The sequence below is a fragment of the Fodinicola feengrottensis genome, assembly GCF_039530045.1.
Lineage (GTDB): Bacteria > Actinomycetota > Actinomycetes > Mycobacteriales > HKI-0501 > Fodinicola > Fodinicola feengrottensis.
In genome coordinates, this window is record NZ_BAAANY010000001.1 from 347538 (window position 1) to 373291 (window position 25754).

At 67.4% G+C, this 25754-nt stretch carries 24 protein-coding genes; 9 read left to right on the top strand and 15 right to left on the bottom strand.

The genetic code is table 11. The features are described 5' to 3' along the window. Positions 1-570: 570 nt before the first annotated feature. The 10 genes from ABD301_RS01635 to ABD301_RS01680 all read right to left on the bottom strand — a co-directional run bounded on the left by ABD301_RS01635 (position 571) and on the right by ABD301_RS01680 (position 11763). Positions 571-2118, bottom strand: coding sequence for a type IV secretory system conjugative DNA transfer family protein (locus tag ABD301_RS01635; RefSeq protein ID WP_344306431.1), 1548 nt, complete (start codon positions 2116-2118; stop codon positions 571-573). Then, a complete protein-coding gene (locus ABD301_RS01640) occupies positions 2060-3460 on the bottom strand; it encodes a hypothetical protein (protein WP_344306433.1) in 1401 nt (466 codons plus the stop codon). Before ABD301_RS01640 ends, ABD301_RS01635 begins: the two co-directional genes overlap by 59 nt. Before the next feature lie 55 nt (positions 3461-3515). After that, positions 3516-4421 carry a deazapurine DNA modification protein DpdA family protein gene (locus ABD301_RS01645; protein ID WP_344306435.1) on the bottom strand — a complete coding sequence of 302 codons (906 nt, stop codon included), beginning with the start codon at positions 4419-4421 and terminating at the stop codon, positions 3516-3518. After that, positions 4385-4957: a hypothetical protein gene (locus tag ABD301_RS01650; RefSeq protein WP_344306437.1), complete on the bottom strand. Its 573-nt coding sequence runs from the start codon at positions 4955-4957 to the stop codon at positions 4385-4387. Before ABD301_RS01650 ends, ABD301_RS01645 begins: the two co-directional genes overlap by 37 nt. A 121-nt stretch (positions 4958-5078) precedes the next feature. Next, entirely contained in the window at positions 5079-5345 is a 267-nt protein-coding gene (locus ABD301_RS01655; RefSeq protein ID WP_163571966.1) for a hypothetical protein, read from the bottom strand. A 105-nt stretch (positions 5346-5450) separates the two neighbouring features. Further along, positions 5451-7310: a VirB4 family type IV secretion system protein gene (locus ABD301_RS01660; protein ID WP_344306439.1), complete on the bottom strand. Its 1860-nt coding sequence runs from the start codon at positions 7308-7310 to the stop codon at positions 5451-5453. Beyond that, on the bottom strand, positions 7310-8335 hold the full coding sequence (locus ABD301_RS01665) for a PrgI family protein (protein WP_344306441.1): 1026 nt from the start codon (positions 8333-8335) through the stop codon (positions 7310-7312). Before ABD301_RS01665 ends, ABD301_RS01660 begins: the two co-directional genes overlap by 1 nt. Next, positions 8332-10176 (bottom strand): TrbL/VirB6 family protein, encoded by a 1845-nt coding sequence (locus ABD301_RS01670; protein ID WP_344306443.1) that lies wholly within the window; start codon positions 10174-10176, stop codon positions 8332-8334. The genes ABD301_RS01665 and ABD301_RS01670 overlap by 4 nt, the downstream gene beginning before the upstream one ends. Before the next feature lies 1 nt (position 10177). After that, a complete protein-coding gene (locus ABD301_RS01675) occupies positions 10178-10495 on the bottom strand; it encodes a hypothetical protein (RefSeq protein WP_163571971.1) in 318 nt (105 codons plus the stop codon). A 449-nt stretch (positions 10496-10944) separates the two neighbouring features. After that, positions 10945-11763 carry a hypothetical protein gene (locus ABD301_RS01680; RefSeq protein ID WP_344306445.1) on the bottom strand — a complete coding sequence of 273 codons (819 nt, stop codon included), beginning with the start codon at positions 11761-11763 and terminating at the stop codon, positions 10945-10947. 568 nt (positions 11764-12331) lie between these two features. Here ABD301_RS01680 and ABD301_RS01685 point away from each other — a divergent pair. The 6 genes from ABD301_RS01685 to ABD301_RS01710 all read left to right on the top strand — a co-directional run bounded on the left by ABD301_RS01685 (position 12332) and on the right by ABD301_RS01710 (position 16518). Beyond that, complete coding sequence (locus tag ABD301_RS01685; RefSeq protein ID WP_344306447.1) at positions 12332-13000, top strand: hypothetical protein; 669 nt, start codon at positions 12332-12334, stop codon at positions 12998-13000. Between the two features lie 95 nt (positions 13001-13095). Then, positions 13096-13749 carry a hypothetical protein gene (locus ABD301_RS01690; RefSeq protein ID WP_344306449.1) on the top strand — a complete coding sequence of 218 codons (654 nt, stop codon included), beginning with the start codon at positions 13096-13098 and terminating at the stop codon, positions 13747-13749. Next, the gene (locus ABD301_RS01695) at positions 13746-14291 is read left to right on the top strand and encodes a DNA cytosine methyltransferase (RefSeq protein ID WP_344306451.1); all 546 of its coding nucleotides are present in this window, start codon (positions 13746-13748) and stop codon (positions 14289-14291) included. The genes ABD301_RS01690 and ABD301_RS01695 overlap by 4 nt, the downstream gene beginning before the upstream one ends. Further along, positions 14215-15249, top strand: a complete 1035-nt coding sequence (locus ABD301_RS01700) for a hypothetical protein (RefSeq protein ID WP_344306453.1) — start codon at positions 14215-14217, stop codon at positions 15247-15249. The genes ABD301_RS01695 and ABD301_RS01700 overlap by 77 nt, the downstream gene beginning before the upstream one ends. After that, positions 15246-16286: a DNA-methyltransferase gene (locus tag ABD301_RS01705; protein WP_344306455.1), complete on the top strand. Its 1041-nt coding sequence runs from the start codon at positions 15246-15248 to the stop codon at positions 16284-16286. Before ABD301_RS01700 ends, ABD301_RS01705 begins: the two co-directional genes overlap by 4 nt. Continuing rightward, positions 16276-16518 (top strand): DNA-binding protein, encoded by a 243-nt coding sequence (locus ABD301_RS01710; protein ID WP_163571975.1) that lies wholly within the window; start codon positions 16276-16278, stop codon positions 16516-16518. The genes ABD301_RS01705 and ABD301_RS01710 overlap by 11 nt, the downstream gene beginning before the upstream one ends. Positions 16519-16821: 303 nt before the next feature. Here ABD301_RS01710 and ABD301_RS01715 read toward each other — a convergent pair whose 3' ends face one another. Further along, positions 16822-17805, bottom strand: coding sequence for a hypothetical protein (locus ABD301_RS01715; RefSeq protein WP_344306457.1), 984 nt, complete (start codon positions 17803-17805; stop codon positions 16822-16824). A 564-nt stretch (positions 17806-18369) separates the two neighbouring features. Here ABD301_RS01715 and ABD301_RS01720 point away from each other — a divergent pair. Further along, positions 18370-19332: a C40 family peptidase gene (locus ABD301_RS01720; RefSeq protein WP_163571978.1), complete on the top strand. Its 963-nt coding sequence runs from the start codon at positions 18370-18372 to the stop codon at positions 19330-19332. 184 nt (positions 19333-19516) lie between these two features. Here the strand turns inward: ABD301_RS01720 and ABD301_RS01725 are convergent, their stop codons facing one another. Further along, positions 19517-21286, bottom strand: coding sequence for a DUF6119 family protein (locus ABD301_RS01725; protein WP_344306460.1), 1770 nt, complete (start codon positions 21284-21286; stop codon positions 19517-19519). Positions 21287-21574: 288 nt separating this feature from the next. Here ABD301_RS01725 and ABD301_RS01730 point away from each other — a divergent pair, with 288 nt between their 5' ends. Continuing rightward, entirely contained in the window at positions 21575-21697 is a 123-nt protein-coding gene (locus ABD301_RS01730; RefSeq protein ID WP_279582165.1) for a hypothetical protein, read from the top strand. Between the two features lie 171 nt (positions 21698-21868). Next, entirely contained in the window at positions 21869-22288 is a 420-nt protein-coding gene (locus ABD301_RS01735; protein ID WP_344306463.1) for a hypothetical protein, read from the top strand. 573 nt (positions 22289-22861) lie between these two features. On the opposite strand, the gene ABD301_RS42735 is transcribed toward ABD301_RS01735, so the two are convergent. From ABD301_RS42735 to ABD301_RS01745, 3 genes are all read right to left on the bottom strand, one after another. Then, positions 22862-24016, bottom strand: a complete 1155-nt coding sequence (locus tag ABD301_RS42735) for a competence protein CoiA family protein (protein WP_486320478.1) — start codon at positions 24014-24016, stop codon at positions 22862-22864. Between the two features lie 294 nt (positions 24017-24310). Then, the gene (locus ABD301_RS01740) at positions 24311-24544 is read right to left on the bottom strand and encodes a DUF397 domain-containing protein (protein ID WP_163571981.1); all 234 of its coding nucleotides are present in this window, start codon (positions 24542-24544) and stop codon (positions 24311-24313) included. Beyond that, positions 24541-25392: a helix-turn-helix domain-containing protein gene (locus tag ABD301_RS01745; RefSeq protein ID WP_344306465.1), complete on the bottom strand. Its 852-nt coding sequence runs from the start codon at positions 25390-25392 to the stop codon at positions 24541-24543. Before ABD301_RS01745 ends, ABD301_RS01740 begins: the two co-directional genes overlap by 4 nt. Between the last annotated feature and the right edge of the window lie 362 nt (positions 25393-25754).

A 25754-nucleotide genomic window follows, 5' to 3' on the forward strand; every position in this document is an offset into this window, starting at 1 on the left:
CCCACAGTTGCCAAGACCTGAGGTGACGTAATTATGTGCCACCACTCTTGGCTCACAGTAAGGAAAACACGGAACGTGCGTCTCTTGGCACCGTGCATGTGGCTCGCTAGAATTAGACGTGAAACGTCGTGCGGTGCCCACAGCTCGCACGCGAATTCACCCCCAAAGGAGGGTCGCACTCATGTCTACCTACACGCACCGTCTATCCGGGTCGCTGGCGCGCGATTGCGAGCTGCCGCTGCGCCGCACGCGCGTTTCGCCTTCCGGCACGTTCCACGCGCTGTCGAGGCGCGCCTGTCGGGATCTGGCCATCGGCCTTCGCGCCGGACGAACGCAAACGTGCGACCAGGGAGTGAACGGCTGAAGGCGCGGGCTTGGAGCCTGCCCATGGAAGGCTCCTTGTCCGCGCCTTCAGCCGTTCACTCCCTGGTCGTAGACCAGTCAGGAACATCCCGCACGCCGCGCGCTCTTCGTGACCTGCGCGGATGCCCTTTCGTTAGTGGCTTTCTCTTGGGCTACCCAATGAGCCACCCAGTGAGCCACCCGTTGAGCCACCGGCTGTCCCCTGGATTACCAGGGTTCCGTGTCACTGTCCCAAGCCGTGGATGGGTTCGTGACGGTGTCGCCGTAGGGCGGCCCGTCGGCCGAGAACAGTGCTGACGGTGCCAGCGGTTCGTCGGTTTGATCGAGGGTGTCGTCAAGGGCGAGGAGGTCGGCGACGGCGGGCGGGACGTACAGTTTTTCCCGTATCGAGGCGGGGATGCCGGTGTTGGCGCGCGCCGCGCGGCGCAGTGCGTCGGCTCGGCCGGGGATGACCGGTGAGCGCGGGAACGTGTGCAGGGTGACCGGTGGGATGGGGCGGGAGTCGGCGATCGCCCGTAGGACGATGGTGTACGCGCCCAGCCGCCGCAGATCCTGCTCATCCAGGTACGGATGAACGTGCCCCACCATCTCCTTGGCATCCCGCGGACCCAGGTTGAAGAATATCTTGTTCCGCGCGTTGCCGTCCACCGCGTCCTGCATGGGTTTGGTGAGCTGGTTGACGTATTGATGAGCCAGTACCAGGGACACGTGGAATCCGCGTAATTCGGCGAGCGCGTCGTCGACGCCGATCGGCAGATGCAGGAAGTTGTGCGCCTCGTCCAGGATGACGGTCGCGTCCAGCCGGGCGGATTCAGGTTGCCTGGCTCGTGCCCCCGCGGCGTGGATGAGGCCGGTGGTGAGCATCGAGCCGACCAGCCGCGCGGTGTCCAGACCAATGTCGTCCTTCGGCAACCTCGCCAGCAGGATGCCACCATCCAGGATCTGCTCGAACCGGAAAGTCGTACGCGGCAGTCCGAAAAGGCCGGCCGGCAGCGGGTGCCCCAGGACCGCGCGCAGCTTGGCCAGCAACGGCGCGGCGACCGCCAACCGGGCGCCGCTGGGCATCTGGTCCCACGTTCCCCAGAACTCACCCAGCGTGCCCTCTCGCAGCGGACCGAGCCGGGACCGGACCCCGGCGACGACGCCGCGGCGCCACGGGTGGTCAGTGAGCAGCCGGGACATCTGACCGAGCGTGCCGTTCGGGTCATGGGCGAGGGTGAGTGCCGCGTGGTAGGCGATGTCCGCGGAACGGTGTCCCCACCATCTTGCCCACAGCTGCCCCATGACGGCTGTTGCTGATCCGGCCGCCCGGTACGCCGCGCCGCTGTTGGGCGGGGAGGCGGTGAGGTCGAGCAGGTTGATCGCCGGCCACGCCTCCTCGTCGTCGGGATCGATGAGCACCAGCCGGTCGCCGCAGTCAGCGGGCAACTGGTCCAGGATTCCCCGCACCAAGTCACCTTTCGGGTCCAGCACAGCGATCCCGCGCCCCGCCTTGGCCTCTTCGACGGCCATGTGGGTCAGCAGGGTGGATTTTCCGGTTCCGGTCGGCCCCAGTACCTGCAGGTGCTGACGTGCGTCGGCCAGGGAGATCCCGGCCGGTGTACGGCGGCCGATGGTGGTGTGTCCGAGCACCTTGCCGGCCGGTCCAGTTCGGTCGCCGGCTGCGACGAGACGCAGCCCTCGACGGGGCGCGTGTTTATCCGTGGTGTCGGGCGCGGTGGCGGGCGGTCGGGCGCGCGGTGCGGGAGTGGGCACGTCGGGGATCCTCGTCGGTGGTAGGAAAGGGCCGAGACGGTAGCCGCTGGTCGGCGGCGGGTTCGCTCCAAGTGCCGGCTTCCGGAGTCCACAGGTCGGCCGTGGCCGGGCGGTGGCGGCTGGGCGCTGTGGCCATCCGGTAGAGCGCCGGTTCGGTCGGTATAGGAGTGAGCGCGCCGGCCTCGCTGGCAGTGGTGAGAACGGCGTGCCGGCCCGGCGCGCGGCGGGTGGACACGGAGCGGCGTACCGGCCACCAGGGTGCGGGGATCAGCGCGTTGGTCAGCAGCGCGTACCCGCGAACGATGTCCGCGGCCACTGCGGACGCGCCGCGACGGCCACGGCTGGACACAGCGGCCCGGACCTCGACGACATAGTGCGGCGCCGCCGCGAGCTTCGCCCGCGCGGCTCGCGCGGCGACCACGTCCATCGGCCGCGGCTCAGTGTCGCCGGCCACACCGTAGGGGCCGGCGGAGCGGGGGCTGTCCGGCCCGAAAATGTCCAGCATGGTGCCCACTGCGACGCGCACGATGGTCAGCGGCAGTCGCGCGACGCAGTGGCTGAGGCCGGTCGGAGCGGTGGGGTCGGCGGCACGTCGCAGGACGGCGAGCTGGCTGGTGCTCGGTCGACTGATCGCGATCTGCAGCAGGCCGCAGCCGGCCTCTCCCGCGGCCATCAGAGCGTCGAAGACCGCGTGGGTCTCCTCATTCCTGGACGGCGCCCACCCTGGCTGCCCGGCGCGATGCGGGTCCAGGGTGGTCTCGTCCCGGATCGGGTCCCATGCGGTGCGCCGGTACCGCAGCCTCCGTCCCACCACCGGCCGATCGACCGGCAACTGCGGCGTCATGGTGTGGGTGACGTGGGCGCCCGGCCAGGCCCGGGTGATCGCCCGGCTGGTCGGGTCGGCATGCACCGAGGGCGGTAGCCACAACCCGCACCGCAGCCCGTCCCGGGTCGCGTGCACCTCGAAGCTGACGTGCCTCGGCGTCAGCCGCCACCACCGGGCAGCGGGCAGGATCCCCGCGACCAACCGCCACAAACCCGCGATCTGCCGCGCACCCAACCCGTCCGGAACAGCGATCTCCAACCAGCACGCACGCTGCCGTGCGCGGTGGGTCGCCACCAACCGAGCGACCCACCACAACGCCACCATCGCGACCACGGCCGCGGCCACGGCCAGAACGACGCCCGGCGACGGTGTCGCCAGCGGCCATCTGCGGGGCGTACGCCAGTCGCCGGTCAGCACTCCGGTCCACAGCGCCCGCCCGCAGCCGGACACGTCAGTGTGGGCGGTGGCTCCGATAGCTGGCTCGATGGCACCCGCCGGAGCTGTGATGGTCCACATGAGAGCACCCCACGGTTTCTAGGAATGGAAGAGAAAGACCGGGCCACGTGTCCACTCACCGCAGTGCGTGTCGCACCTGCGAGGAACCATGCAGCGGCGACCTCGGGCGCTGCTTCGGTGCGCGGACAGTCGGAATTCTCGACTCGGACCGGACGGGGACCGTGGGGCCGGCGGTATTGGGAGACAGGGAGGAGAGCAAGTTGTCGCGCCAGCGCAGCGCGTACCGGGGACAGTTCGCGCAACTGGCATGCCGATCGCAGCCCGGTAGCGGTGCCTCTCGCCTGGCCGCCATCGACCAGGCAAGGCTGTCACTGCTGGAAAGTTCATGCCCGTACCGACGTAGCCCGGTGGACTTCACTCCGAATCCGTGCAACCGCACACCGGGAACGGCGTCCCGGATCGTCGCGATGACCTCGGCCGCCTCGGCGGTGCCTTGCCGGCGACATACCGACCCGACCCCAACCACCGGGCAGGTCGTCAAGTCCACCCCGGCGTCCTGATACCTGCGTACACATGCCCCGTAGTCGGGCGGAGCGAACCCTTGCAACACAGGGATGAACGGCAGATCCGGGGCGATGGTGGTCAACGTGAGGTAGTTCTGCACGGTGCGTCGTTGGTGCTCGGCGACCGACAGGCCGGTGATCGCGGTGATGAACGGTTCGCACATCCAGTCCTGCGGCGCCGCCCAGGCCAGGTTGCCGATCTGGTCGCGGTACCGGCGCACCCGGTCGGCGTAGGCGCGCGGACTGGGGCCGTGTGCCCAGCTGCCGTGGGTGGACAGTTCGGTGAATCCGCCCGAGTCCAGCGCCCACGGGCAGGTCGCGACCGGCAGGGTTCGATAGCGGCGCAGGGTGCGGTCGGACACGAACAGCGGCACGGTCAAATGCCGCAGCCAGTGCGGGTGGTGGGTGCCGAGGAAGAACCTCACGGGGCCGGCACCGGCGCGGCGGGGGTCAGGCACCGGCAGCAGGAGATGAGTAGCGGCGCGATCAGCAGCCCGCACGCTTTACCCACCAGTTGCCCGGGGACGAAGGCGAGGGTCGCGAACGCGAGCCAGACGAATACGACGCTGTCCACCGCGATCCCTGCGACGTTGGCCAGCAGCCCCCGAACGCGACACTGTGCGAGGGCGCCGTAGAAGGCGATCGCGACGGTTTCGCTGGCGCCGAACGCGATCGCGCTGCTGGTCGCGACGTGCCCATTGGCGGTGAGGTAGGACAGCACGGTCCCGGCGGCCAGCGCCGCCCACGCGCCGCGCGCGCCGAGGGTGTGCTGGACGGTGTTGCGCAAGGCCATTGCAGCGCCGGCGGCGTATACACCGGCCGGAGCGAGCAAACCGAATCCGACCGGCAGCACACCGATCCGCGCGGTGAGCGTGTTCGCCGCCACCACCGTGGCCGCGAACCCGGTCACCGCCGCCGTCGCAGGCAGGTGGCGCCACCGGCGGGACGTTGGACGGTCGGATGTGGGTACGCGCGGGGCGGATGACGGTCGCATGTCGATCCTCGAAGGTCCGGTCGACGACAGCACCGCCGACGGCGAATGAGCGGGCAGAGGCGAATGAGCAAGCGCAGCCCGGTGCGTTCGGGTAGACGCACCGGGCCGGGCAGCAGGTGTTCTACGGAAGGAACGGGAAGCCGGTGTGCCACGGCGTGTACAGGGCCGGGGCGAGCGCGGCGTGCAGGTAGGACAGGACGACAAAGGCGGTCACGCCGATCGCGAACGTTGCCGAGATTCCGGTCAGCACGAACAGGCCGACCACGATGCGCAGCTGCTCGTGGGAAAAGAGCGGCAGGCCGGTGGCGCGGCGCTGCTCGCTGTGCGGGTGGTGGACCTGGGCGGTGCCGCGGTGCGGTGTGGTGCCGGTCGAGGGGTGCTGGTGCATGGTTTCCTCCTTGGAGAGCGGTGAAGGCATGGCGGAGCTGAGTCGCCGCCGACCAAGTGCGTCGGGGTACGTGTGGTTGGCGTCGGGCGTGGCGCTGGGTGCTGGTTAGTGGGTCGCGCCCTGGTGGGGGCTGGAGGTGAAGCCTGGGTCTGTTCGAATGACACGCTGTTCTTCGGGCGAGGCTTGGGCAGAAAAGCCAACCCGGCGGTTGCTGCCTGCTAGGAGCGCGTGGCCGCGTCGGGCCGTGGCGAGGAAGGTGCGTTCGCCGGCGGTGAGGGTGAATGCGTTGGCGACGGCGCCGAGGGCTTGTGGGGACTGTCCGAGCAGGATGTGGGTGGCGGCGTTGTTGAGGACCGCGCGGCCCAGGTCGGAGTGCAGTACGTCGTCGACGTCCTGGGTGGTGACGGTGAGGGCGCCGTTGTTCTTGCGGATGCTTTTGGCCATCCGGTAGAGGAACCGTGCGCCGTGTCCGTCACGGAGCAGGGTCCAGGCTTCGTCGACGTAGACGAGGTGGCGTCGCGACCGTGTCGGGTCGGTGATGGTGCGCCGTACGGAGTCCAGGACGAGCAGGGTGCCGGCGGCGTGCAACTCCTCGGGCAGCCCGCGCAGTGAGTGCACGGTCAGGTGCCCGCCGGCTCGTACGGTGGTGGGGCCGTCGAACATCGCGCGGTGGCTTCCGGTGACATACGGCGCGAGCCGGTCGGCGATCGAGGTCCCGACCAGGCCGCGCTGCCGTAACGCGGCGGCGAGGTCGGCGAGAACGGGCGCTGGGCGGCGCCAGGTGCGCGGGTCGGTGGTGATGCCCGCGCCGCGGTAGGCGGCCATGATCGCGGTGTCCACCGCTGCCGCCTGCTCGGCCGATAGTGGCTGCTCCAGCAGTACGCCGAGCAGGGTGTGGATGAACAGCGCCTGCCCGGTCAGGCCGTCCGATCCACCGGCCGGGTCCGCGTCGATGTCGATGTCGATGTCGATGTCGACGTTGTGGGTGGCGGGTTGGGGGAGGTCGAAGGGGTTGATGCGTACACCGGTGCGGCCGAGGCGGATGGTGGTGCCGCCGACCATGGCGGCGAGGTCGACGTACTCGTCTTCGGGGTCGATGACGGTGGCGTCGGCGTCGAGGTAGAGGTTGCGCAGCAGGTCGAGTTTGGTGAGGTAGCTCTTCCCCGCGCCGGAGCGGCCGAGGATGACCATGTTGGCGTTGTCGCACGCCCACCGGTCCCAGACCACCACCCCCGGCGAGCCGAGGTTGGTGCCGTACAGGATCCCGTCGCCGACCTGGGCGGGCCGGGTCGGGTCGAGCGCGGGCAGGTCAGCGGAGGTGAACGGGAACGCTGAGGCCAACGCCGAGGTGTCCATGGTGCGCGTCAACCCGAGCGCGTCGACGGCCACCGGCAACGTGGCCGACCAGCCTTGCAGCGCTCGCCAGGTCACCGGTGTCGCCTGCAGCAGCATCGAGTCGGCCAGAGCCTGGACCTCGGCGAGGTCGCGGTGCAGCGCGTCCTCGGTCTCGGCGTGCACGGTGAGGTAGAGCGCGACCCGATACAGCCGGTCGTGGCCGCGAGCCAGGCGGCCGGCGAGGTCAGCGGCGTCGTACGCGGCGGCCTCCACTTCGGGGTCGTCGAGGTTGCCGTGCTCGGCGGCGTACCGGCGGGACGCCTCGAACCGTTCGCGTTGCTTCTTGAGCTGCCGAGCGGCGGTCAGGGTCGGGATCGGTTCGATGTGCAGTGACACGTCCAGCCGAGCGGGGTAGGCCAACAGCGGTTCGAGCCACCCGGCGGGGACCTCGGCCGGGTAGCCGGTGACGGCGAGGGTGGCGGCATACCCGTTCCCGGCCCGGACATGCCGGGCGGCGACCTGCACGCCATCCGGCGCGATCCGCGCACCCGCATCGGGTTGGCCGTCGTCGCCCGGTGGGGTGCCGCGCCGCAGCAGACCGAGCGGGCTCCATGACCGTGGTGGGGACATCAGCGGGTCACCTCCTGCTCGTCCGGGTAGGGCTGCTGCCAGATCGGTGGCGCGTTGTGGCTGGCGGTGATGACGGCGTCCGGTGGCGCGTACGCGGTGTCGTCGTCGTCGGGGTTGGGTTGGTCGGTGCGGTACGGGTCGGCGGCGTCGGCGATGACACGCCGGGTCGCTGGACCGTCCAGGACCCGGGCGTTGACCTCGCAGGCCGCCAGCGTCGCGGCGGTGCGTTCGGCGGTGTGCGCCGCGCGGGCGGCGGTGTGGCTGCCAGTGCCGGGTTGCCTCACGGCGACCAGGACACCGCGATGCAGCAGCTCGTGGGTGTCGGCGAGGTCGCGGATGAACTCGGCGTGCGACCGGGCGGCGGCTTCCAGCGCTGGGTGCGCGAGCGCGGGGGCGGTGTCGGTGATCAGGTCGGCCAGGCCGGTCAGATCGACGCGGTGGGTGCGGACCACGATCTGCGCGGGTGAGTCCAGGCCGTTGAGCCAGGACCCGAACCCGGCGACCAGCGCGGCCTGCTCGTCCGGGGTACGCAGCGCGAAGTTCACCGTCGTGCAGGCCGCGATCGCGGCGTGCCCATCGCGGCCGAGATCAATCACCCCGCCGCGGGCGATGTCGCGCACCGGCATCCGCAGCAACCCCGGCGCCGCCGGTCGCGCCGGGCCACCACGGCGACTGGCGGTGGTGCGGACCCATGCCGGGTCCTGGGCGGCCGGGCCGGTGCCGGCGGGCGCGAGGTGTTTGCGGCGCAGTTGGTGCAGCAGCGCGGCGGCGATCCACCGGTCCAGCGGGAGTCCGTCGCGGCGACCGACCGCGACCGCGAGCCCGGCGGCCGCGATCGGGACCGTGATCACGGCCAGCACCGGCAGCGGCACGTGCGGCGAGGCGAGCATCCACACGACCCACAGCCCCACGCCGACGACCGCGACGACGAGGATCTGCCGGGCGGTGAGGCCGAACATCAGCGTGTCCGGGCGGTCCACGTCGGCGGGCAGCCGGGTGCTGCCATACGGGTCGTAGTCGCTCACGTTTTACCTCCCGTCGGTGGGATTGGCCGCCGTCGTGGCGGTCGCGGCGGAGTACCGCCGCCGGGCTTTCCGGGTGCCTTCGGCGGTGTGCGGTGGGGGTCGTCGGAGAACGCCGGTCGCGCCGCGTACCCGGGTCGCCTGGGTGCTGCGTGAGGTGCGGGCGGGTCACTGAACGTGGCCCGCAGGGATCCCACTGGCGGTGTGCGGCGTGCACGGTCAGGTCCGGGATAGTTGCTGAAAGAGGTGGGCGCGGGTGGCTTCCCGGTCGCCGCGGTGGGCCGTCCCGGTGTGGGTGGATGGGAGAATGTGGGCGGCGCCGGACGCGTACCGGTCTGCCGCGCGGATGTGCCACCGGGAGCGTGGCTGAAAGCTGCGGCGCCGCTGGTGCCGCTCGGGGACGCCAGCGGAACCTGATGGATGGGTGCGTGCGAGAAGGTCGCCGCAGCGGCGGCGCCCGTGGGACGCCCCGCCCCGGTCGCGGCCGCCTTGGTCCGTTTCCCGGCTGCACGGGATCCGGCCGTGGTGGCGCGTGCTCCTTTGCTGGCGTGAGCGCCGGCCGCGGTCGTTGCGGCCTGAGCGCCCTTCGCGGCCTTGGCGCCTTTGGTGGCGTGGCGGCCGACGCCCAGGACGCCGAGGGTTTTGGCGATGATGATGGTCTTGACGATGCCGACGATGCGGGAATGACCGCCGCCGCCGAACGCGGCGCGGCGCGCCCAGAACGGGATCTTGACCATCAGCCACAGCAGGCAGACACCGACCAGGACGTTGACCCATCCGGCGGCGGTGGCCGGGGACCCGAGCACTGTCCTGCCGGCCGGGGACAGGTAGACCCGCAGGAACACCACCAGGCACAGCGCCTGTCCGAGTTGGGAGCCTAGGCACGCGACCAGGGTTCGCCACCAAGTGAACGCGATCCGTTCGGTCTGCGGGAGCGCGTGGCAGGACAGCGCGATCGGCGCGGCCAGAACCAGCAGAACCATCGCGGCCATCCGGACGATGAAGGTCACGATGACCATGACCGCCATCACCAACAGCGCGAGCTCCAGGAGGCTGCCCAGGAACCCGAGCCCGTTGAGTTGGTTGGTGATCATCTGCTGCAGTGAGGCGCTGACTGCGGCGGTGTCGACGCCCTGGCCGGCGATGGCCGCGGTCAGCCCGTTGGCCAGTTCGATGGCTTTGGAGATCAGCATCGTGCTGGTGTTCGCGGCGATGAACCCGATCGCGATCCGCGGCGCGATCTCGCGGATCCCGACCCTGGTCTGGATGCTCTCGCGGCCCATCACCAGGAACCCGCCGACCAGGATCAGCAGAATGAAGCAGGTGTTCGCCGCGATCCGGGTGGCCTCCCACAACTGCAGGACGCGCCCGTTGGTGGTGGGGTCCGGAGTGATCAGCACGGTCTGGCCCATGAACGTCAGGACCGGTGTCATCGCGGAGGCGATGACGCCGGCCAGCCACTGGGAGATCGCGTCGGTGATCCACCCCGTGACCGGGTTTGTGACCTCCGGCGGCGCGTCGGGGAAGCTCTGCTGTGGGCTGGGCGACACCGGAGTGGGCGACGCGGTTGGATGTGGAGCGCAGTAGCCTCCCGGCGGTGGCGCAGGCTGCTCCGGCCACGGCGAGGGAAGAACCCCGGGCGGGGGCATCACCGGCTCGCCGCCGACGCACGGCGCGGCCGCGGCCGGCCGCGCGGGTCCGATCCCCACGACCAGACTCGCGCCGACCAGACCACCAGCGAGCATCGCCACGGTGAGCGCTAGCGTCACGGCCCGGCGCGGCCCACCGGCCCGGCGCCGTGCGGCGTGAGTGGGCCCGGATGTGGATGTGGGGATCGTGGTCATCTCAGGCCACGAAGCTCTGCAGGATGGCCAACACCAGCGTCGCGAGACCGGACAGGCAGATGCCGACACAGGCGTCGCGCATCGTCTTCTTGCCCATCTCTTTCTGGCCGATGCCCGAGGCCATGTAGAGGATCGTTCCGAAGGCGAACATCGCTCCGAAGACCGCGGCGGCCAGGCCGATCAACCAGGTCTTGGCTCGCCCGATAACCGTGGCCATGTCCGCTGCTGCGGCGAGCGGCTCGTTGGCCACGGTCGCCGCGAGCAGCGGCGAGACCACCAACGCCAGCACCGCGACAGCGACCGCGATGACCACCGCCACGCGTACCGCGTTTCGAACCCGCCCGCCGCCGGACGGAGTCTCCGGCGGGGGGTTGGACACCGGTGAGTGCGATACCGGAGGTGAGGGAGGGGGTGGTGGCGTGAGACCGGACGAGGCGGAGGCGGGTGGAGGGTCGCAGAGCGCGCGACGATCGTGGACAACGGTGGACACAGGTCACCTACCGAGGAAGAAGGAGAGAGAGTGGCTTGTGGCGCGGCCGGCCGCGCGTTCGCGGTGCCGGGGCGCGCGGCGCCGACCCAGAAAGGCGGTCGCGGTGCTGGGGGCTTCGTGCGGGTGTTGGTCCCCGGAGGCCGGAGGGTCAGGCCTCGTCCGGCCTCCGGGGTGTGTGGGGGCGACATCCGCTCGGGGTTCGGGTGGGCGAATGTTCCCCTCACCCATACCAATGCCGAAAAAGAGGCCTCGACCGAACACGGCGCCCCGGAATTCGCTCAAAGATCACCGTCAGTGATCGCCGCGGCGAGGCGGGCCTCGGCTCGTTTTCGCCGCATCCGCAGCGCGTCCGGACTGGTCGCCAAGGTCGCGGCGATGTCGATGAGCAGCTCGTCACCGACCCGGGTGCGGCTGATCAGATCCGCCTCCTGCGCGGTAATCACCCGCGCCTCGACAGCGCGGGCGAGCACCAGGTCCGGATGCCCCCACGGCACTCGCGGGGCCGACGAACCGGGAAGTGAGGCGCGCCGGTCGGCATGTTCGGACTCGCTGCGCCGCAGATTCGCCGCCGCCTTGTAGGCGTGCCAGCACAGCCGCCCGCACAGGTCGGTGGCTGCCGGGTCAATCGTTTTGAGGTGTTCTAGGAACGAGGCCACCAGTTCGGCGTCCAGGTCGACGGTGCGGCCGGTGTGCCCGTGCGTGAGCCGGGCACCCATCTTGCGAAGGCCGGGGATCGCGACCCCGAACGCGCCGAGAACCCAACTCGGGTCACCGCTCTGCGCTCGGGTCACCAGTACCGCCCACGCCGCGTCACGGGTCTGGGGCGAGCACGACGGGTGCAGCAACATCGCCTTCAGTTCCAACAGCGGGATCGGGCGCGCCGGTAGCCCGAGACCAACCTGGCGACCGTCGATCGACAACGCCGAAGGACCGGTCACCAGCAACCGGAAAGCGGCGTCGATCTCGTCCAACAACGACCCGGACGGCGACCCTGACCGCGGCCTGCGCGGGGAGCTGGGAGTGGACTCGGGCGGCGCTGCGGCAGTCGACGCGTAGGCGCTGTCGGCGGCCTCGTTGTGGGCCGGTGATGCGGACATGTGATGTCACCTCAATGCGATGCGGGAGCCGCTGCCGGTACGTCCCGACGGCGGCGGGGACGCAGCACAGAAAGCGCCGACCGCGGGTAGCCCGGCGGGTGACAGCGCGGGTACCGGCGGCGCCGGAAGCGGACGTACTCGGTGAGCTACCCGCCCAGGTACGCGCTCTGTTACTCGGTCCCGGAGGTTGTTCACCGGAACCGCGCCGCCGCCTGGTCCACGCCGTCCCGTCGGGGACACCCGTCGGCGAAACCGCTGGTCAGCGGGGATGTACAAGGTCATGCAACGATGCCTAGGTAACTCATCGGGTGCCGCAGTCGCTGCAAGCACCGACATCTCGAAGCACCACACATCCCCGCGAATGTGACTCCGGTCACCCCTGATGGGAGGTGGTGTTCTGCGGTCCCGGTCGCGGTCACAGCGCGCGGGATCCGGCGAGTGCTCAGCCCGCCTGGCGGTCATAGCGGCGGACGAATTCCGGGTTTCGGTGTTCGGTCAGGGCCCCAAAAAAGGCATTGGTCAGGTGAGAGCAGTTCACCGACTCCCTCGCCGACCGTGGAGCCCCGCCATGACCTACATCGCGCCGCCGCCCCTTGCCCTTCCCGTTCGACGTCCAGCGCCGGACCGCGGCCTCGTCACCGACCTGGACCCTGACGTCTTGCCGCGCCAAGCCGTGCCCGCTGGCCGCCCGGGACCACCGTTGCGGACCCTGTCCACCGATCCCGGTTGGGCCGAGCGGCTGATCGCCGAGTACACCCAGCCCGGCGACCTGGTAGTCAACCTCGACGGCATCACCGCGCTGGCCGCGGCGGCCGGCCGGCTCGGCCGGCGGAGCATCAACATTGCCGCCACCGAGGCGCACCTGAACGCGCTGTGCCGCCTACGCGAGTCGGCCCTGCCCGGCACTCGCCGCGCCATAATGCGGGTCGGTTTTGTCCGCCCGGAGAAGGTCGCGGCGATCCTCACCGAAGACATGTCCCGGGTCACCGACCGCGCCACGCTGGTGGTCGCCAGCACCCGCCGCGCCGACCCCGCCGACCGCACAGGACTGCTGCCGGCGATCCGCGCTGTCCTGCGGCCCAGCGGCTACCTGGCCACCGTCAGGGTCCCCGCCACCCCCGCCACGCACACCGCTGCGCAGGCAGCTGATCCGCATGCGCCGATGCCCCGCGGCTCTGTGATCGTGGTCGCGCTGCGGAACCAGCTTCCGGTGGTCGAACCGCCCACCAGCGGCTGACCGCCCACCCCCTGGGTGCCCCGTCACCCTCGCTCCCGCATGTCACCCGGCGTCGTCCTGAAGGGACATCTGCCATGAGTCTTGCCCTCGTTCCCGTGACCGTCCGTGACGCCCGCGCGTTCCTGCGTCTCGTGCCCTCGACCGGTCGCCGGTACTACCCGCACTCGGAGCCCGACCGGGATACTCGCTTCGCGTTGGCCGTGTTTGACGTGGACGACAACCAGCCCTTCACGCGCACCACCCAGGCCCACACCGGCCAGTGGGAAGCGCGCCCGATCGCGGCCACCATCGCCGGCCAGCCCAGCACCGGGCAACGCCTGTGCGACGCCGTCACCCTCGAATTGGTCGACACCTACATCGGCGACAACTACCACGCCGCGCAGATGCTCTACGCCGCCGCTCGACGGGCCGCGTTCGCGCTTGGCTACCAGCGCGTCCTCACTCGCGCCGGTCAGTACACCGCCCTGCGGGCCGCTCGGTGGCAGTGGCAGCGAGTACCCACCATCAACGACGCCGGATCCTCGTACGCCTACGTCGCGCCCGGGCCCGCGCCGGCGCCTCTGGTCGCGTCGATCATCGACCAGTACCGGTGGCCGCGTTGGTGGCGCCTGCCGCACATGGACAGCGTCATCACCGATCCGCCGGACCAAGACCTGCAGATACCGCAGTGGGCCGATGCGGCTCTCGTGTCGGGCACGCCTGCCACGGGCTCGACAGTGGCCGGCCGGGCGCCTGCGGTGCGCGGGTGAGAAGCCGGTTGCACCGCCCGAACCCGCGGCTTCGGATCGGTTCGTTGTGCACAGGGTTCGGCGGTCTGGACCAGGGCCTCGTCGAGGTTCTGGGTGGTCAGGTCGTGTGGTGCGCCGACCCCGACCGGCACGTCGGCACCGTGTTGGCCAACAGGTTGCCGGGCGTACCCAACCTCGGCGACATCACGCTCGTCGACTGGGCCGACGTGCCGCCGGTGGACGTGTTGATCGCTGGTTTCCCCTGTCAAGACGTCTCCAACGCCGGCACCCGCGCCGGCCTCACGGAAGGCACCCGCAGTGGCCTCTGGATCTCCGTCGCCGACGGCATTCGCGTCCTTCGACCCCGCCTCGTGTTCGTGGAAAACGTTGCCGCCCTCCGAGTTCGCGGACTCGACCGGGTGCAGAGTGACCTGGCCGCGGCAGGGTATGACACGAGCTGGATATGCCTACGCGCATCTGCCATCGGTGCCGCCCACCACCGCGACCGGATGTTCATCCTCGCCGCCCGCCGACAGGATTCTGCCGACGCCGCTGGCACGTGACGGCAAGGGAGCCGGTTACCCCGACACTCCCATTCCCAACAACCTGCCCGCGGCGATCGAGTTGATGTTGCCCACACCGACCGCCAGCCCGTACGGCAGCAACGCCTCACCCACCCCGGGGGCGCACGTCAGGCCCGGCCTGGACCACCTCGCCCGACACGAAATGCTGCCCACACCGCAGACCGTGGACGCCGTGGTCGCCGGCGGCCGATGCGTCAGCGAGCGACGAGCCCACCAGCCTCGGCAGCAGGTCAACCTGACCGACGTGTGGCGCTGCCAGCTGGCCCCGCCCGGAGTCGAGATCAACGCCCGCGCAGCCGGAATCAAGCCGTGTACCTGCCGCCAACACAAGGCGCGGCTATGGCCGACCCCCCGCGCCTCCGACGGCGCGAAAGGATCCCCGAAACAAGCCGGCTCCCGCGGCGACGACACCCTGTCCGCCGCCGCGATGCGGGTCATGCCCACCCCCTTGAGAGGCGCCGGCCGCACCAGCCGGAATGCGATCGAGGTCAGCGGCTCTGGACCGCGCTTGGAACAAGCCATCGAGATCGCCGCCGGCACCCCGCCCCGAGAAGCCGTCACCGCCGCTGCCAATCTGCCGGCCTGGCAAACAGACCCGAACGCCAGCACCCACTGGGGACCATACGAAGCCGTGATCCGCCGCTGGGAAAACGTCCTCGGGCGGCTCGCGCCGGATCCGACCTCGATCGGCCCCACCGGGCGGCCACGGCTGAATCCGGTCTTCGTGGAATGGCTGATGGGTCTGCCCGAAGGCCATGTCACTGGGACCGCCTTGCCTCGCAGCGCGCAGCTGAAAGTCCTCGGCAACGGCGTCGTGCCCCAGCAGGCGGCTACCGCACTGCGGATCCTCCTCGACGCCCTTCCGGCCCCACTCAGCCCGAGCGCGCCTGGGTCATCGAAGGCAGGAACGCCGAGCACCGTGGAGGTGTCACTGTGACGATCCAACCGGCGCCGTACTGGCAGCGGCCGGGCGTCACTCTCTACGCCGGGGACGCCACCCAAGTCCTCACCGGCCTACCGGACACGTCAGTCGACTGCATCGTCACCTCACCGCCGTACTACGGGCTCCGTGACTACGCCACCACCGGGCAGTACGGGCTGGAACCCACCCCGCAGCAGTACGTGCGGAACCTGGTCGCCGTGTTCGCCGAAGCCCGGCGGGTGCTCCGCGAGACCGGCACCGTGTGGATCGTCATCGGCGACTCCTACGCCTCCGGTGAGACCGGACGCGTCGATGCCGCCAGCCACTATCCCAGCCTCGCCGACACCCAACCCGAACGCCGCGATCGTCGTCACCACACCCGCACCGGCCTACCGGCGAAGAACCTTCTCGGGATCCCGTGGCGGTTGGCGATCGCCCTGCAAGAGGACGGGTGGTGGTTGCGGTCGGCCGCAATCTGGCACAAACCCAACGCGATGCCCGAATCGGTTCGCGATCGGTTCGCCGTCACCCACGAATACGTCCTGCTGCTCACCAGAGCGAAGAACTACCACTTCGACCTGGACGCGATCCGAGTGCCGCACCGGAGCGCCGGTATCACCCCGCGCCCCGGCCAGACCCGCGACAAACCACCACGCCAACGGACCGGCAAATACCGTGCCGGCAACCCACAGCTGCCCCACGCACACCGCTATGCCGGCCTCAACGTCGGTGGCCGGCACACCTACGGCCACCCGCAGGGAAAGAACCCTGGCACCGTCTGGTCGATCGCCACTCGGCCCACCCGCCACATCCACTGCGCGGCCTACCCGATCGACATCCCGCTACGCGCGATCGCCGCCGGTTGCCCACCGGCCGGCACCGTACTGGACCCGTTCCACGGCTCGGGCACGACCGGCATCGCCGCCCTCTCCCTGCACCGCACCTACGTCGGGATCGACCTCAACAGCGAATACCTGGACCTGTCGACCACCCGACTGAACCACGGCGACGACACCGACGATGAGGGGAAAGAAGCCACCGATGTCGACTAGCCCGCCCCCACGCCAACCGACCACACCGCTCACCCTGGAGGAGATCCGCCAGCTTCCGGCTGTGGTTGACCTGGTCACCGCGAGCCGGGCGCTGGGCATCGGACGCACCCGTGCGTACGCGCTCGCCCGCACCAGGACCTTCCCGGTCACAGTCATCGAGGTCGGTCGTGGATACCGGGTGTCGACCGCCGCGATCCTTCGACTCCTTGACCCGACCCCGCTTAACTCCTGACCACAGCAGTAGCCCCAGTACGCCAGCGCTCCTTACCTGAGCGCCAGATACCACCGTCGCCCTGGGCGACGACGTTGTGCAGGTCTGGACTGCTGGTCGTGTCGGGCGGTCGCATCGAGACCGACGTGCACAAGCGTGGCCTTCCGCCCGAACCGCAGCGTCAGACGGTGGTCGACCGAAGTCGAGGCACGCAGGGTACCCGGTCGACCGTACGTCGAGAATTGGTGACGGGCTTGCCGCCGTTTCTACGGCACGCAGAGGAGGCAAGGTGTGCTTTGGCCGGAGGCGATTCCGTGTTCGCCGTTACCCAGCGCGCCTGGGGTTCTCGGCCGTGATCGCTCCCGGCGTGATGCTCGACCGGCGATGGGCGCGGTGTAGCCGATCCGCGATCAGTCGCGCCGGCACCTCTGGCTCGTGGTCAACCAGACGCTGCCCGAGGCGCCACCTGCCACGGCTGGCCTGACAGAACGCCGTACAGCTGGTCAGCTCCTCCCGCACCAGCGCAGTCCGTGCCCGCAACGAGCCCGGTACCTGAAGATCGCGCGCGATCTCGCGGGCCAGCATGCCGCCGTCTGGCGCCACCGCCAGGGTGCGCGCAACCTGCTCGCCCAGTCCCCGTTCGCTGGCGGCGCGAACGGCCCGCGCCTCCCAGAGGGGCGTGTTTTCGTAGGACCGCTCGTACATGGTCTGCAGCGGGGGAATGGTCAGTGCGGCCAGATCAGTGACCACATCGAAGACCTGTGTTAGCCGCCCGGGCCGTTCTGGATCGTGCGCCCAGTGATAGACCAGAAAGCCGCTCGCGGCGACTAGTCCCGTCTGAGCGATCACCGGCAGCTTCTGGAATCCGCGCACTGCGCCGACCAGCAACAGCTCCGCCGTCGCCAGGGGGATCGCCGCCGCCCGCGCGATCAAGTTCAACTCACCTTCGTTTGCCGCGGCGAGCAGCAATGGGAGCCGGTCCTTCTCCCCGAAGCCGTGGCTAGTCAGGTGCGGGTCCTCGGCCAGCACATAGCAACCTGTGTCGCGGCTGTCGGCGCGGCCGTGATCGGAGTCTGCGGGCGAGCGGGCGAGAGCGAAGGCCAGCCGCGCGAGAGGTACGTCATCGGCGTCGACCCGCGCGACCGCCTGGACGTTGGGGTCGCTGGCGCCCCAACTGTCGGGCACATCGACCACCCGCACATATGGGGCGTACATGGTCCGCCAGCGCGCGACCGCCATGGCCGGCTCGACGGCACGCGTCCGCTCCCGCGCCTGTTCCGGTAGGTAGCGCTCGACCTCAGCCACCACGTGCCGGGGACGTAAAGGACAGCCGCGTCGTAGTGGAGCGCGGCCAGCAGGCTGGTCAGGTTGTCGTTGCGGGTGCCCTCGATGATCTCGTTCATCAGCGCGCCGCAGTCGCCGACGAACACGCGAGCGCGTCGGCGGCCGCTCGGCGAGTCGTTCATGGCCGCACGCTACCCCTCGGCACCGACAACCCCGGACCCGATTTCCACCATCGAAACTCGGCGACCATCGGCGGATGCTGGCAGGTTCATCGATCCGTCACCCAGCGCGATCCCCAGACGAGTCCGTACAGAATGCGCTGTCGTCTGTGTCACGGCCGGCAGGATCAGCCGCGCGGAGTCACCCGCGGTTTTGACCAAGGTGGAGCGAGGCTGTGTGCCGCCACCCGGCCGGTCACCTTCCTTCACCGGCACAGCCTGCGTGACGCGTTCCCCCTTTTTCAGGCTAGTCCGTCGTTCACCGCCGGTCGGATGCATCCGCTTGTCGATCCTTGTCGCACCCTGCACCCTGCTCGTCGCCCCGGGCGTAGGTGCAGTTCCCCGCGTCCGCTCGAACGGAGCCACGCCCGTGTCAAAGCCTCTGCTCGTCATTGCTCTTCCCCTGGTATTGATTCTTGTCGCTGCCCTGGCGATCGCCGGCCGCCTCGGACTGACTGGCGGATCCACCGGCGGGTGCGTGCCGGCCCTCCCGCCGGACATCGCTCGCACCGGGATCACCGCCGAGATGTTCAACAACGCCGCCACAATCGTCACCGTCGGCCAGCAGATGCGGATATCCCAACGCGGCTGGGTTATCGCGGTCGCCACCGCGATGCAGGAATCCAGCCTGACCAACACCAGCGGCGGCGACCGCGACTCCGTAGGCCTGTTCCAACAACGCCCGTCGCAAGGCTGGGGCACCCCGGCGCAGCTCCAAGACACCACGTACGCATCCCAACAGTTCTACCGAAAACTCCTGACCATCCCGGGCTGGCAAACCCTCCCGCTCACCGTCGCGGCCCAGGCAGTCGAACGCAGCGGCTATCCGGACGCCTACGCCAAACACGAACCACTGGCCACCCGCATCGTCATGGCCATCGCCACCAGCGTCTGTCCGATGGCCGGACCGTTCGGCCAACGCGTCGTCGCGTACGCCAAACGCCTCCTGGGAACACCCTACGAATGGGGAGCCGGCGGATATTCCGGCGCGACAGGCGGACACATCGACTGCTCAGGACTCACGATGTACGCGATCTACCAAGCCAGCAGCGGAAAGATTCGGATACCCCACGTCGCAGGTCAGCAAGTCCCGTACGGGCACATCATCCCGAACAGCCAGATGGCACCGGGCGACCTTATCTTCTTCTACACGCCCGGAGACGCCACCGGACGCCAACACCACGTTGCCATCTACCTCGGTATGCTCCCAACCGCATCAAAATCCACCCAACTTGCACCCTGGGTGATTCACGCCCCGGACGTCGGGCAGTCAGTAAAAGAGGCAATTCTCTGGCACGACAGGGACGTCCAGACTGCGGTCCGCTACGGGTAGGGTCACCACTATACTAGGTTCTCGCGGGCACATGTCTCAGCAAGATAATCGGCTGGCGCGTGCGTCATCGTGTCGCTGTCTCATCGCTCGTCGTCCGCGACCGACGAGCATAGTTGTGCCGGTGCTCTGCAGCGCGCCACCGCTTTGCCATGCTCGAGTGGGTGCGACGGGAATGCCTGGGAGATCATTGACGCCGTGTATGGGCCAGTCGAAATGATACATCACGTCCCTTGAACTCGTTCTTCGTAGCCAAAATCTCACGGCGTGCTATGTGTGAGTGCAACGCATCGTTCTCAAAGTCTACTGGCACAAAATCTCGGCGAGTGGAACACAGGACGACGTACACGAGTTCAAGGTCGAACCATTTGAGGAATGTCGCCTTCGAGATCCCTTTGTCGGCGTTATGGGGACTTGCTTTCCAGTCGTCGAAGTATCTGGTCAGTAGGGGGCGGCCATTATCGAGGTCGCTGTCAATCACCTCGGAAGACATTACTATCTGAGAACACGCGTCCCGCATCTTGGCGTCGAACTTATCCTTAGAATGCACGATGTAGAGCCTTTGGTTGTCTTCGTCAACCTTGAGCAGGTCGAAGAGTTCAATCTTGCCGCGGTCCGACCGGGCGAAGATTTTGTCGCCATAGTGGAATCCCGCTACCAGCGCCTGTCTCTTGTTAAAACCGTCTTCATCTTCGTCATCTCTCCATGTGAGGAATGGCACGTCGGCGAGCAGCACGGGGCGGCTCGTCGAGAAGACCTCCTCAATGAAGTCTCGCTTGAGGTTTTCAAGGAAATCGCCCTGACTTCGGTACCAGATCTTGTCCAGTCGAAAATATGTCTGCCCTTCATAGTCGACTTCGCCGTGCAAGAAGTTGATTAGCTTGTCCCTAATCCTCGTTGCGTGATCATCGGGATCGATGGAGTAGCTAATTCCAAGGCTGAGAGCATGGTCTCGAAATCCCTCGACAGTTCTGACAGATGACGCACATATGCTCCTCATAGCCTCAACGAGGCGTACCTTATCGGGAGGCCCTGTTGAGATTTCGAGGCGGCCAATTTTGAAGTCCGAACCAGCATTGTAGCGGGTGATGTCACCCGGGTCGGACATGTCTAGGTCAATCTCGGCACTGCCGAGCAATACTTGTCGAAGGTTCTCGACGAATCGATCGGTCAATAGTCCTTCGATATCCTTGTTGTTTTTTATCGGGTATAGGTTGTCCAGAAATGAGAGTTGTAGGGCTTGATCTGCATTCGGCTCCGGGAGTGTCTCCAACTCGGCGACGAGGGCAACAACTTCTGCAAGATCGAGCCGCTTGCGCAGTACAAAGGCGGCCTTGATCTCGACCGCCGGCGGTCGGGCGGGATCGATGATGCTTCGCAGGTAGCTGCTATTCGCCAATAGTGAACTGTCGATCCGTCCTACTAGTTTCTTCCAGACCTTCCCGAAAGTATCGCTCCGGTCTATGGAATGTCCTCGCCTGTAGGTCTCTACTCGACTCGTCCTTGTGCCGGCGAACTCCCGGACGGCCGATTCGCTGAAATTGTTGGCAATCAGTTTCTTGGCTGTGTCGAAGGGGAAAGAATAGTCAACGAGCCCTTCGATGATGCGATACCCAGCGCCCGAAGTGATGGCAAATACTGCTAATTTGGTTGCGATAAACAGGCAGGCATCTGCACTTTCGGAACGAAACAACTTCACGTCGTCAGGCACGGAGAGGTGGCCCTGAATAAATGGTAGTAGTCCCACATTGTTCTTGCGCCTCACATACAGTGCGATGCTGACACTGTCAAAGTCCTGAACGATCTCCACTTTTCTTAGTGGTTGGTGCTTGAAGGGCTCATCCTCGACAAGTTGTCCATAGATGGAGACTACCTCGTCGATTCGCTCGCTCGGACTAACGTCTTCGGGCATGGTCAGCCGCCAGATCGCGATGTTCGAGCGTTTGCCAATACTCATCGGCTATGCCTTCGTCTAGTTCCACGGCCTGCGCAGATCAACGAAATCATCACCGCGCGACCATACGGGCACCTATCAGTCTGCGCTTCGTGACGATCTGATCGCGGAGAGTTGACTAAAGGTTGAGGCTGTCCGAGCCTTACGGACGACAGGTACGCGATCTCTTACCGGATCCTGGCAGTCAGCTCTAGTGCGGCCCATAGCTCGGCTGGAAAACACCGAGGTGGCCAGCGGCTCGTCATCGCGAGTGGCCGCAGTGGTGAGTTTCCGGAGCTGGTCAACGAGCTGATGGAGGCTCGTAACCTCGAGGCCGTGCCGCCCGGCATCGAGTGGGCAGACGCTGAGATCCGCGGCATCCGCTACCTCAAAGCTCAGGGCAAGCGACTTGGCTGCGATGAGCGCCGCATTTGACCTCTGCTACGACTGCGCCGCGGCCATCCGAGCCGAAGGCATCAAACCCTAGCACGATCACCAAGCGGCAGCGTGAGACCAATCAGCTGTCAGCACGGAAGCGTCAACCATCTCAACCACCCAGGCGCCCACCGTATGCTCCACCATCACGCCCGTCCAGAGGACCGAAGCATGGCCGCTAATCGCCGGAAGCTGCTGTCGAAGGAGCTGTACCAGCAGCTAGAAGCTGCTGACGACAACACCCAGCGTCAGGTGGCACAGGTAGTGATGGGCATGGCATTGGACGCCACTCCAGACTCCACAGGCCGGGCCGATGTCGAGGCCGCACTAAGTGCTGGCCAGGACGGCGACTCCGATCTGCGGCAGTGGCTTCAGCAGACGAGCAAGGCCGCTGGCATGGCTAGCTATGAGGCCGAGGAACTGGACGGTAACCGTTCCGAAGCCGAGCGCTCCTGGAGATCGTCCGGTGATATCAACGGCCAACGGATTTACCTGGGTACCTGCCACCAAGCCAGCCGGGCCTCGATCGTGTTGGACAACAGTGACGTCGCGCCGCCGGTCATTCTGGGCGACCGAACCCTGACCCGGTGAATGGTGGGGCGACCGGCGACGCTGCACAGGGTCGATCCGACACTCGCCTGCCTGAACTGCAGGCTTCAGGTGAAGACATGCGGGTGGCCGTGCCGGCGACGGGGGGCGCTGGCACGGCCACGGACTTAGCGTGACACCTATCCATACGATCGAGCAACGCACGTCGCGGTAGCGCGCAGGAAAGTTTGCCGTGCAACTGCTCGACTGGACACAAGGATCGGTAGGCCCGGCCGGAGCGTGGGCCTCGGTGGGCGGTCGGGGAACGGGAGCGACTGGGGCGCCGGAAACACCGTTGTTGTGTAGGTTTGTTCCCGTGGCCGGTGGAGCTGGGTGACTCCCGGCCGCTGGCCGGCAGGCCGGATCGCGTACGTCAGGTGATGTGCGGTGGGGGCCTGCCGGCCGCAGGTTTCAGGGGGCGCGCAGGTTGGAAGCCAGCGAATACGCCACAGTTATGGGCACAGTTGCCCACCGCCACAACCCGGCACCGCCTCAAACGTACGGCGCAGCGGCTCGGCAATGTTCAGGAGCAACTAGCCGGTCACCAGCAACGCATCCTCGTGCCGCGCCGCGAGGCTAGTTAAGCCGCCAGAACTGCCACCACCGGCGTGGTCGCGGTGGAGGCGGTGTCCACGGTGCATGTGGAGCAGTGGTCGTAGCGGGCGGGGGTGTACGGCGGTAGTTCGGGTCGGGTTCGGGCGGCGCTGGGGGAGGGAGGGCAGATGACACTGTTGGCGGGTCTGGCTGGATTGCCGGTGGCGCCGGCGCGGGAACGATCGCCGTGGCGGGTGGCAAGTTCAGGGCATGCCCAGGGACGTTTGGAGTTCCGACCGGGAGCGTTGTCGTGCGAGTGCTGGCACGCTCTTGTCGACGGAAAGCTCGGAAGGCTTCGACATCGCTGTCGAGCGCCCACAGTCCGGTGCCCTGTCCGAGGAGGTAAGGGGTATACCAGCGGCGGCGCCCCGAAAGAATCTCGGCGAGAAAGGTGTAGCCGTCCATCGTCCCGGTTCGGAACCATGATGACGACGTGCGCGGGGTTCTGTTCCGTGCCGGAGCGTGGGCGACGGTGGCGAACACCTGCAGACGAGCCCGGAACGCCAGGTCACGATTACCGGGATCTGCCCATGGGGCGAGAGGCCTTCCTCGGGGGTCGTTCTTGTCGATGACCCGAAAGCGGATGGCGGGCAGCGTGAACAAGGCCGTGGTCAACGCCTTGGTGTCCGGTCCTTCAACGATCCACCAACAGACCTGTCCACCCTTGGCTCGCCGTGCTTGCGTCCGCTTGGTGAACTGAGTGGACCGCAGCTGCACTTCCAGGCAGTACGCAAGTTCCTGGACGAAGACGTCGGCTCGTGTCGGTGGGTGCTCGGGGATGGCTGTGTAGCCGAGCTGGCGGGCGATCCTTGTCAGTCGGAACTTCACCCATTCGTGCTGGGCGGTCTCCTGGCCCCCGCCGCTGTCGTGGCCGGCCCAGTGATCGCACGAGCGGTCGACAGACTTGAAGCGGAAATACCGGGGGTTGTATCTATTGCGGGGGTTCTCGTGGGACACGAGTTCGACCTCGCAACCAGCCTCCGGGCAGACCAGCGGGAGCCGCGGTGACTGCCGAACAACCGCCCAGTCGTCCGGATCGCCGACCCATAGAGGGGTCGACCGCGGCTGATGCCGGAGCTGGGCATGCCGCTTGCGGTCCGGGTGACGACACGAGTCAACGGCTCTGTTCGAGTCCATGTCTCTGTTATCGCACAACCCACCCGTCGGCGGCGCGTGAATAGTGAACACGAGGTTCGCGCTTCGTTCTGTTGTTGCCCTCAGATAGATCAGGGTTCCACTGGAGAAGGGTTCGTTGGGTAATCGACGACATCCCAATGCCGAGCATCCGTGGATAGCCTGCTGCCGCCCTCAACAGCCGTAGGAGGCCGCAGACCCGGCTTCCATGTGGTTGCCTGCGAATATCATCCACGAGCGACATGACTGTTGACCGTCGCCCAGGCTGAACCTTCCTAAGCCCTCGGGGGAAGTTCGTTACCGGCGTAGCTCTCCGTCCAGAATTCCGTTGACGAAGGCGTCGTACTCGGTGTCGGTGAACAGGTGGGGTGGCTGCTGCGGGTTTTTCGAGTCGCGGAGGGCGACGATGTGGTGGTCCAGGAAGGCGATCTCGACGCAGTTTTGGCTGCCGCTGCTGCGGCTGCTTTTTTGCCAGGAGGCGTTCTTGAGCTGGTTGGTGATCCATTGCGGGTCGAGGTCGTTTTTGTTCATGCGAGGTCTTCCGCGATCGAGGCCAGGACTCGTGTTGAGTCGGCGGTGGTTAGGGCGTCTTTTTGGAGCAGGTCTTTGATGTTGCGGTATCCCTCGACCTCCTCCTTGCTGGTGAGTTGTAGTGCTGCGCGTGTGGACTCGATCGACACTTGGTCGCGTCCTCCGGGGAAGGTCATGTACATGAACGGCCCGTCGACGCCGGCGTGAGCGCCGGCTGAGAAGGGGATCACCTGGATGGTGATGTTCGGGTCGTTGTGGGCTAGGTCGACGAGGTGGTGAACTTGGGCGCGCATGACGCTGCGGCCGCCGACTTCCTGCCGCAGGATGCCTTCGGTCAGGATCACCTCGACCTGCAGCGGCGGCTGCCTGTGCAGAGCGACCTCTTGGTGTTCGAGTCGCAGATCGACGAAGCCGGTGAGCTGCTCGTCTGTCCAGACTTTGGTGCTCTGGGCTATGGCCCGCGCATAGTCGGGCGTCTGTAGGAGTCCGTGGATGACGCCAGGATTCCAAACGAAAAGGCGGGAAGCGGTGTCGATGCTGACCAGGTAGCTGTTCAGGAGGTCGCTGACGACGTTCCCGTAGCGTTCCCAGTAGTCAGGCTCGTTGCCGCGTCGCACGAGGTCTCTGAGTTCTTCCTGAACGAGCGTGTCGGTGAGTTCGTAGACCAGGAAGACGTGCGGCAGCTGCTGGAGTGTCAGTGCCTGTGTGCCGTTCTCGATCTTGCTGACTGTGGAGACGGCCTTGTATCCGAGCTTGGCGGCGGTCTCGGCCTGTGACCAGCCTCTGTCCTCGCGGATCTGCTTGAGCAGCGCGCCCAACCGGCGCGTGCGCGGCGTTGCCTCTGCCATGACCACCTCCTCCTTGTGAAGCCTATCTGCGCACGATCCGCGCGCCGACTCAAATACTGGAGGAAAATATTCCTACGCGAACTGTTGCCCGTAAGGCTGGATTCCAGTAAAGATAGTCACAGCGGAAATCCAGAACTCTCCGGGTCTTGTTCACCACACAGCGTTAAGTCCGCCGGTCCGGGAGACCTTAGAGCTGCCCCCTGACAGGGCACCTAATCGGGCCGAGGAGGCGATCATCCATGGCGAGCGACCTGCGCGAGACTTCTGCAGATGTGGACCTGAGCCACATCGATGCCGAAAGACCTGGTCACGCGCGGTGGCTGACGCGGTTCCACCTGGATCGAGACGATGGACGTGACAGG

Excerpts from the sequence above, each read along its gene's own strand:
- ABD301_RS01640 (WP_344306433.1), bottom strand. The coding sequence starts at position 3,460 with ATGTGGACCATCACAGCTCCGGCGGGTGCCATCGAGCCAGCTATCGGA.
- ABD301_RS01650 (WP_344306437.1), bottom strand. The coding sequence starts at position 4,957 with ATGCGACCGTCATCCGCCCCGCGCGTACCCACATCCGACCGTCCAACG.
- ABD301_RS01655 (WP_163571966.1), bottom strand. The coding sequence starts at position 5,345 with ATGCACCAGCACCCCTCGACCGGCACCACACCGCACCGCGGCACCGCC.
- ABD301_RS01660 (WP_344306439.1), bottom strand. The coding sequence starts at position 7,310 with ATGTCCCCACCACGGTCATGGAGCCCGCTCGGTCTGCTGCGGCGCGGC.
- ABD301_RS01670 (WP_344306443.1), bottom strand. The coding sequence starts at position 10,176 with ATGACCACGATCCCCACATCCACATCCGGGCCCACTCACGCCGCACGG.
- ABD301_RS01680 (WP_344306445.1), bottom strand. The coding sequence starts at position 11,763 with ATGTCCGCATCACCGGCCCACAACGAGGCCGCCGACAGCGCCTACGCG.
- ABD301_RS01685 (WP_344306447.1), top strand. The coding sequence starts at position 12,332 with ATGACCTACATCGCGCCGCCGCCCCTTGCCCTTCCCGTTCGACGTCCA.
- ABD301_RS01710 (WP_163571975.1), top strand. The coding sequence starts at position 16,276 with ATGTCGACTAGCCCGCCCCCACGCCAACCGACCACACCGCTCACCCTG.
- ABD301_RS01725 (WP_344306460.1), bottom strand. The coding sequence starts at position 21,286 with ATGAGTATTGGCAAACGCTCGAACATCGCGATCTGGCGGCTGACCATG.
- ABD301_RS01730 (WP_279582165.1), top strand. The coding sequence starts at position 21,575 with ATGGAGGCTCGTAACCTCGAGGCCGTGCCGCCCGGCATCGAGTGGGCA.
- ABD301_RS01735 (WP_344306463.1), top strand. The coding sequence starts at position 21,869 with ATGGCCGCTAATCGCCGGAAGCTGCTGTCGAAGGAGCTGTACCAGCAG.
- ABD301_RS42735 (WP_486320478.1), bottom strand. The coding sequence starts at position 24,016 with ATGGACTCGAACAGAGCCGTTGACTCGTGTCGTCACCCGGACCGCAAG.
- ABD301_RS01740 (WP_163571981.1), bottom strand. The coding sequence starts at position 24,544 with ATGAACAAAAACGACCTCGACCCGCAATGGATCACCAACCAGCTCAAG.
- ABD301_RS01745 (WP_344306465.1), bottom strand. The coding sequence starts at position 25,392 with ATGGCAGAGGCAACGCCGCGCACGCGCCGGTTGGGCGCGCTGCTCAAG.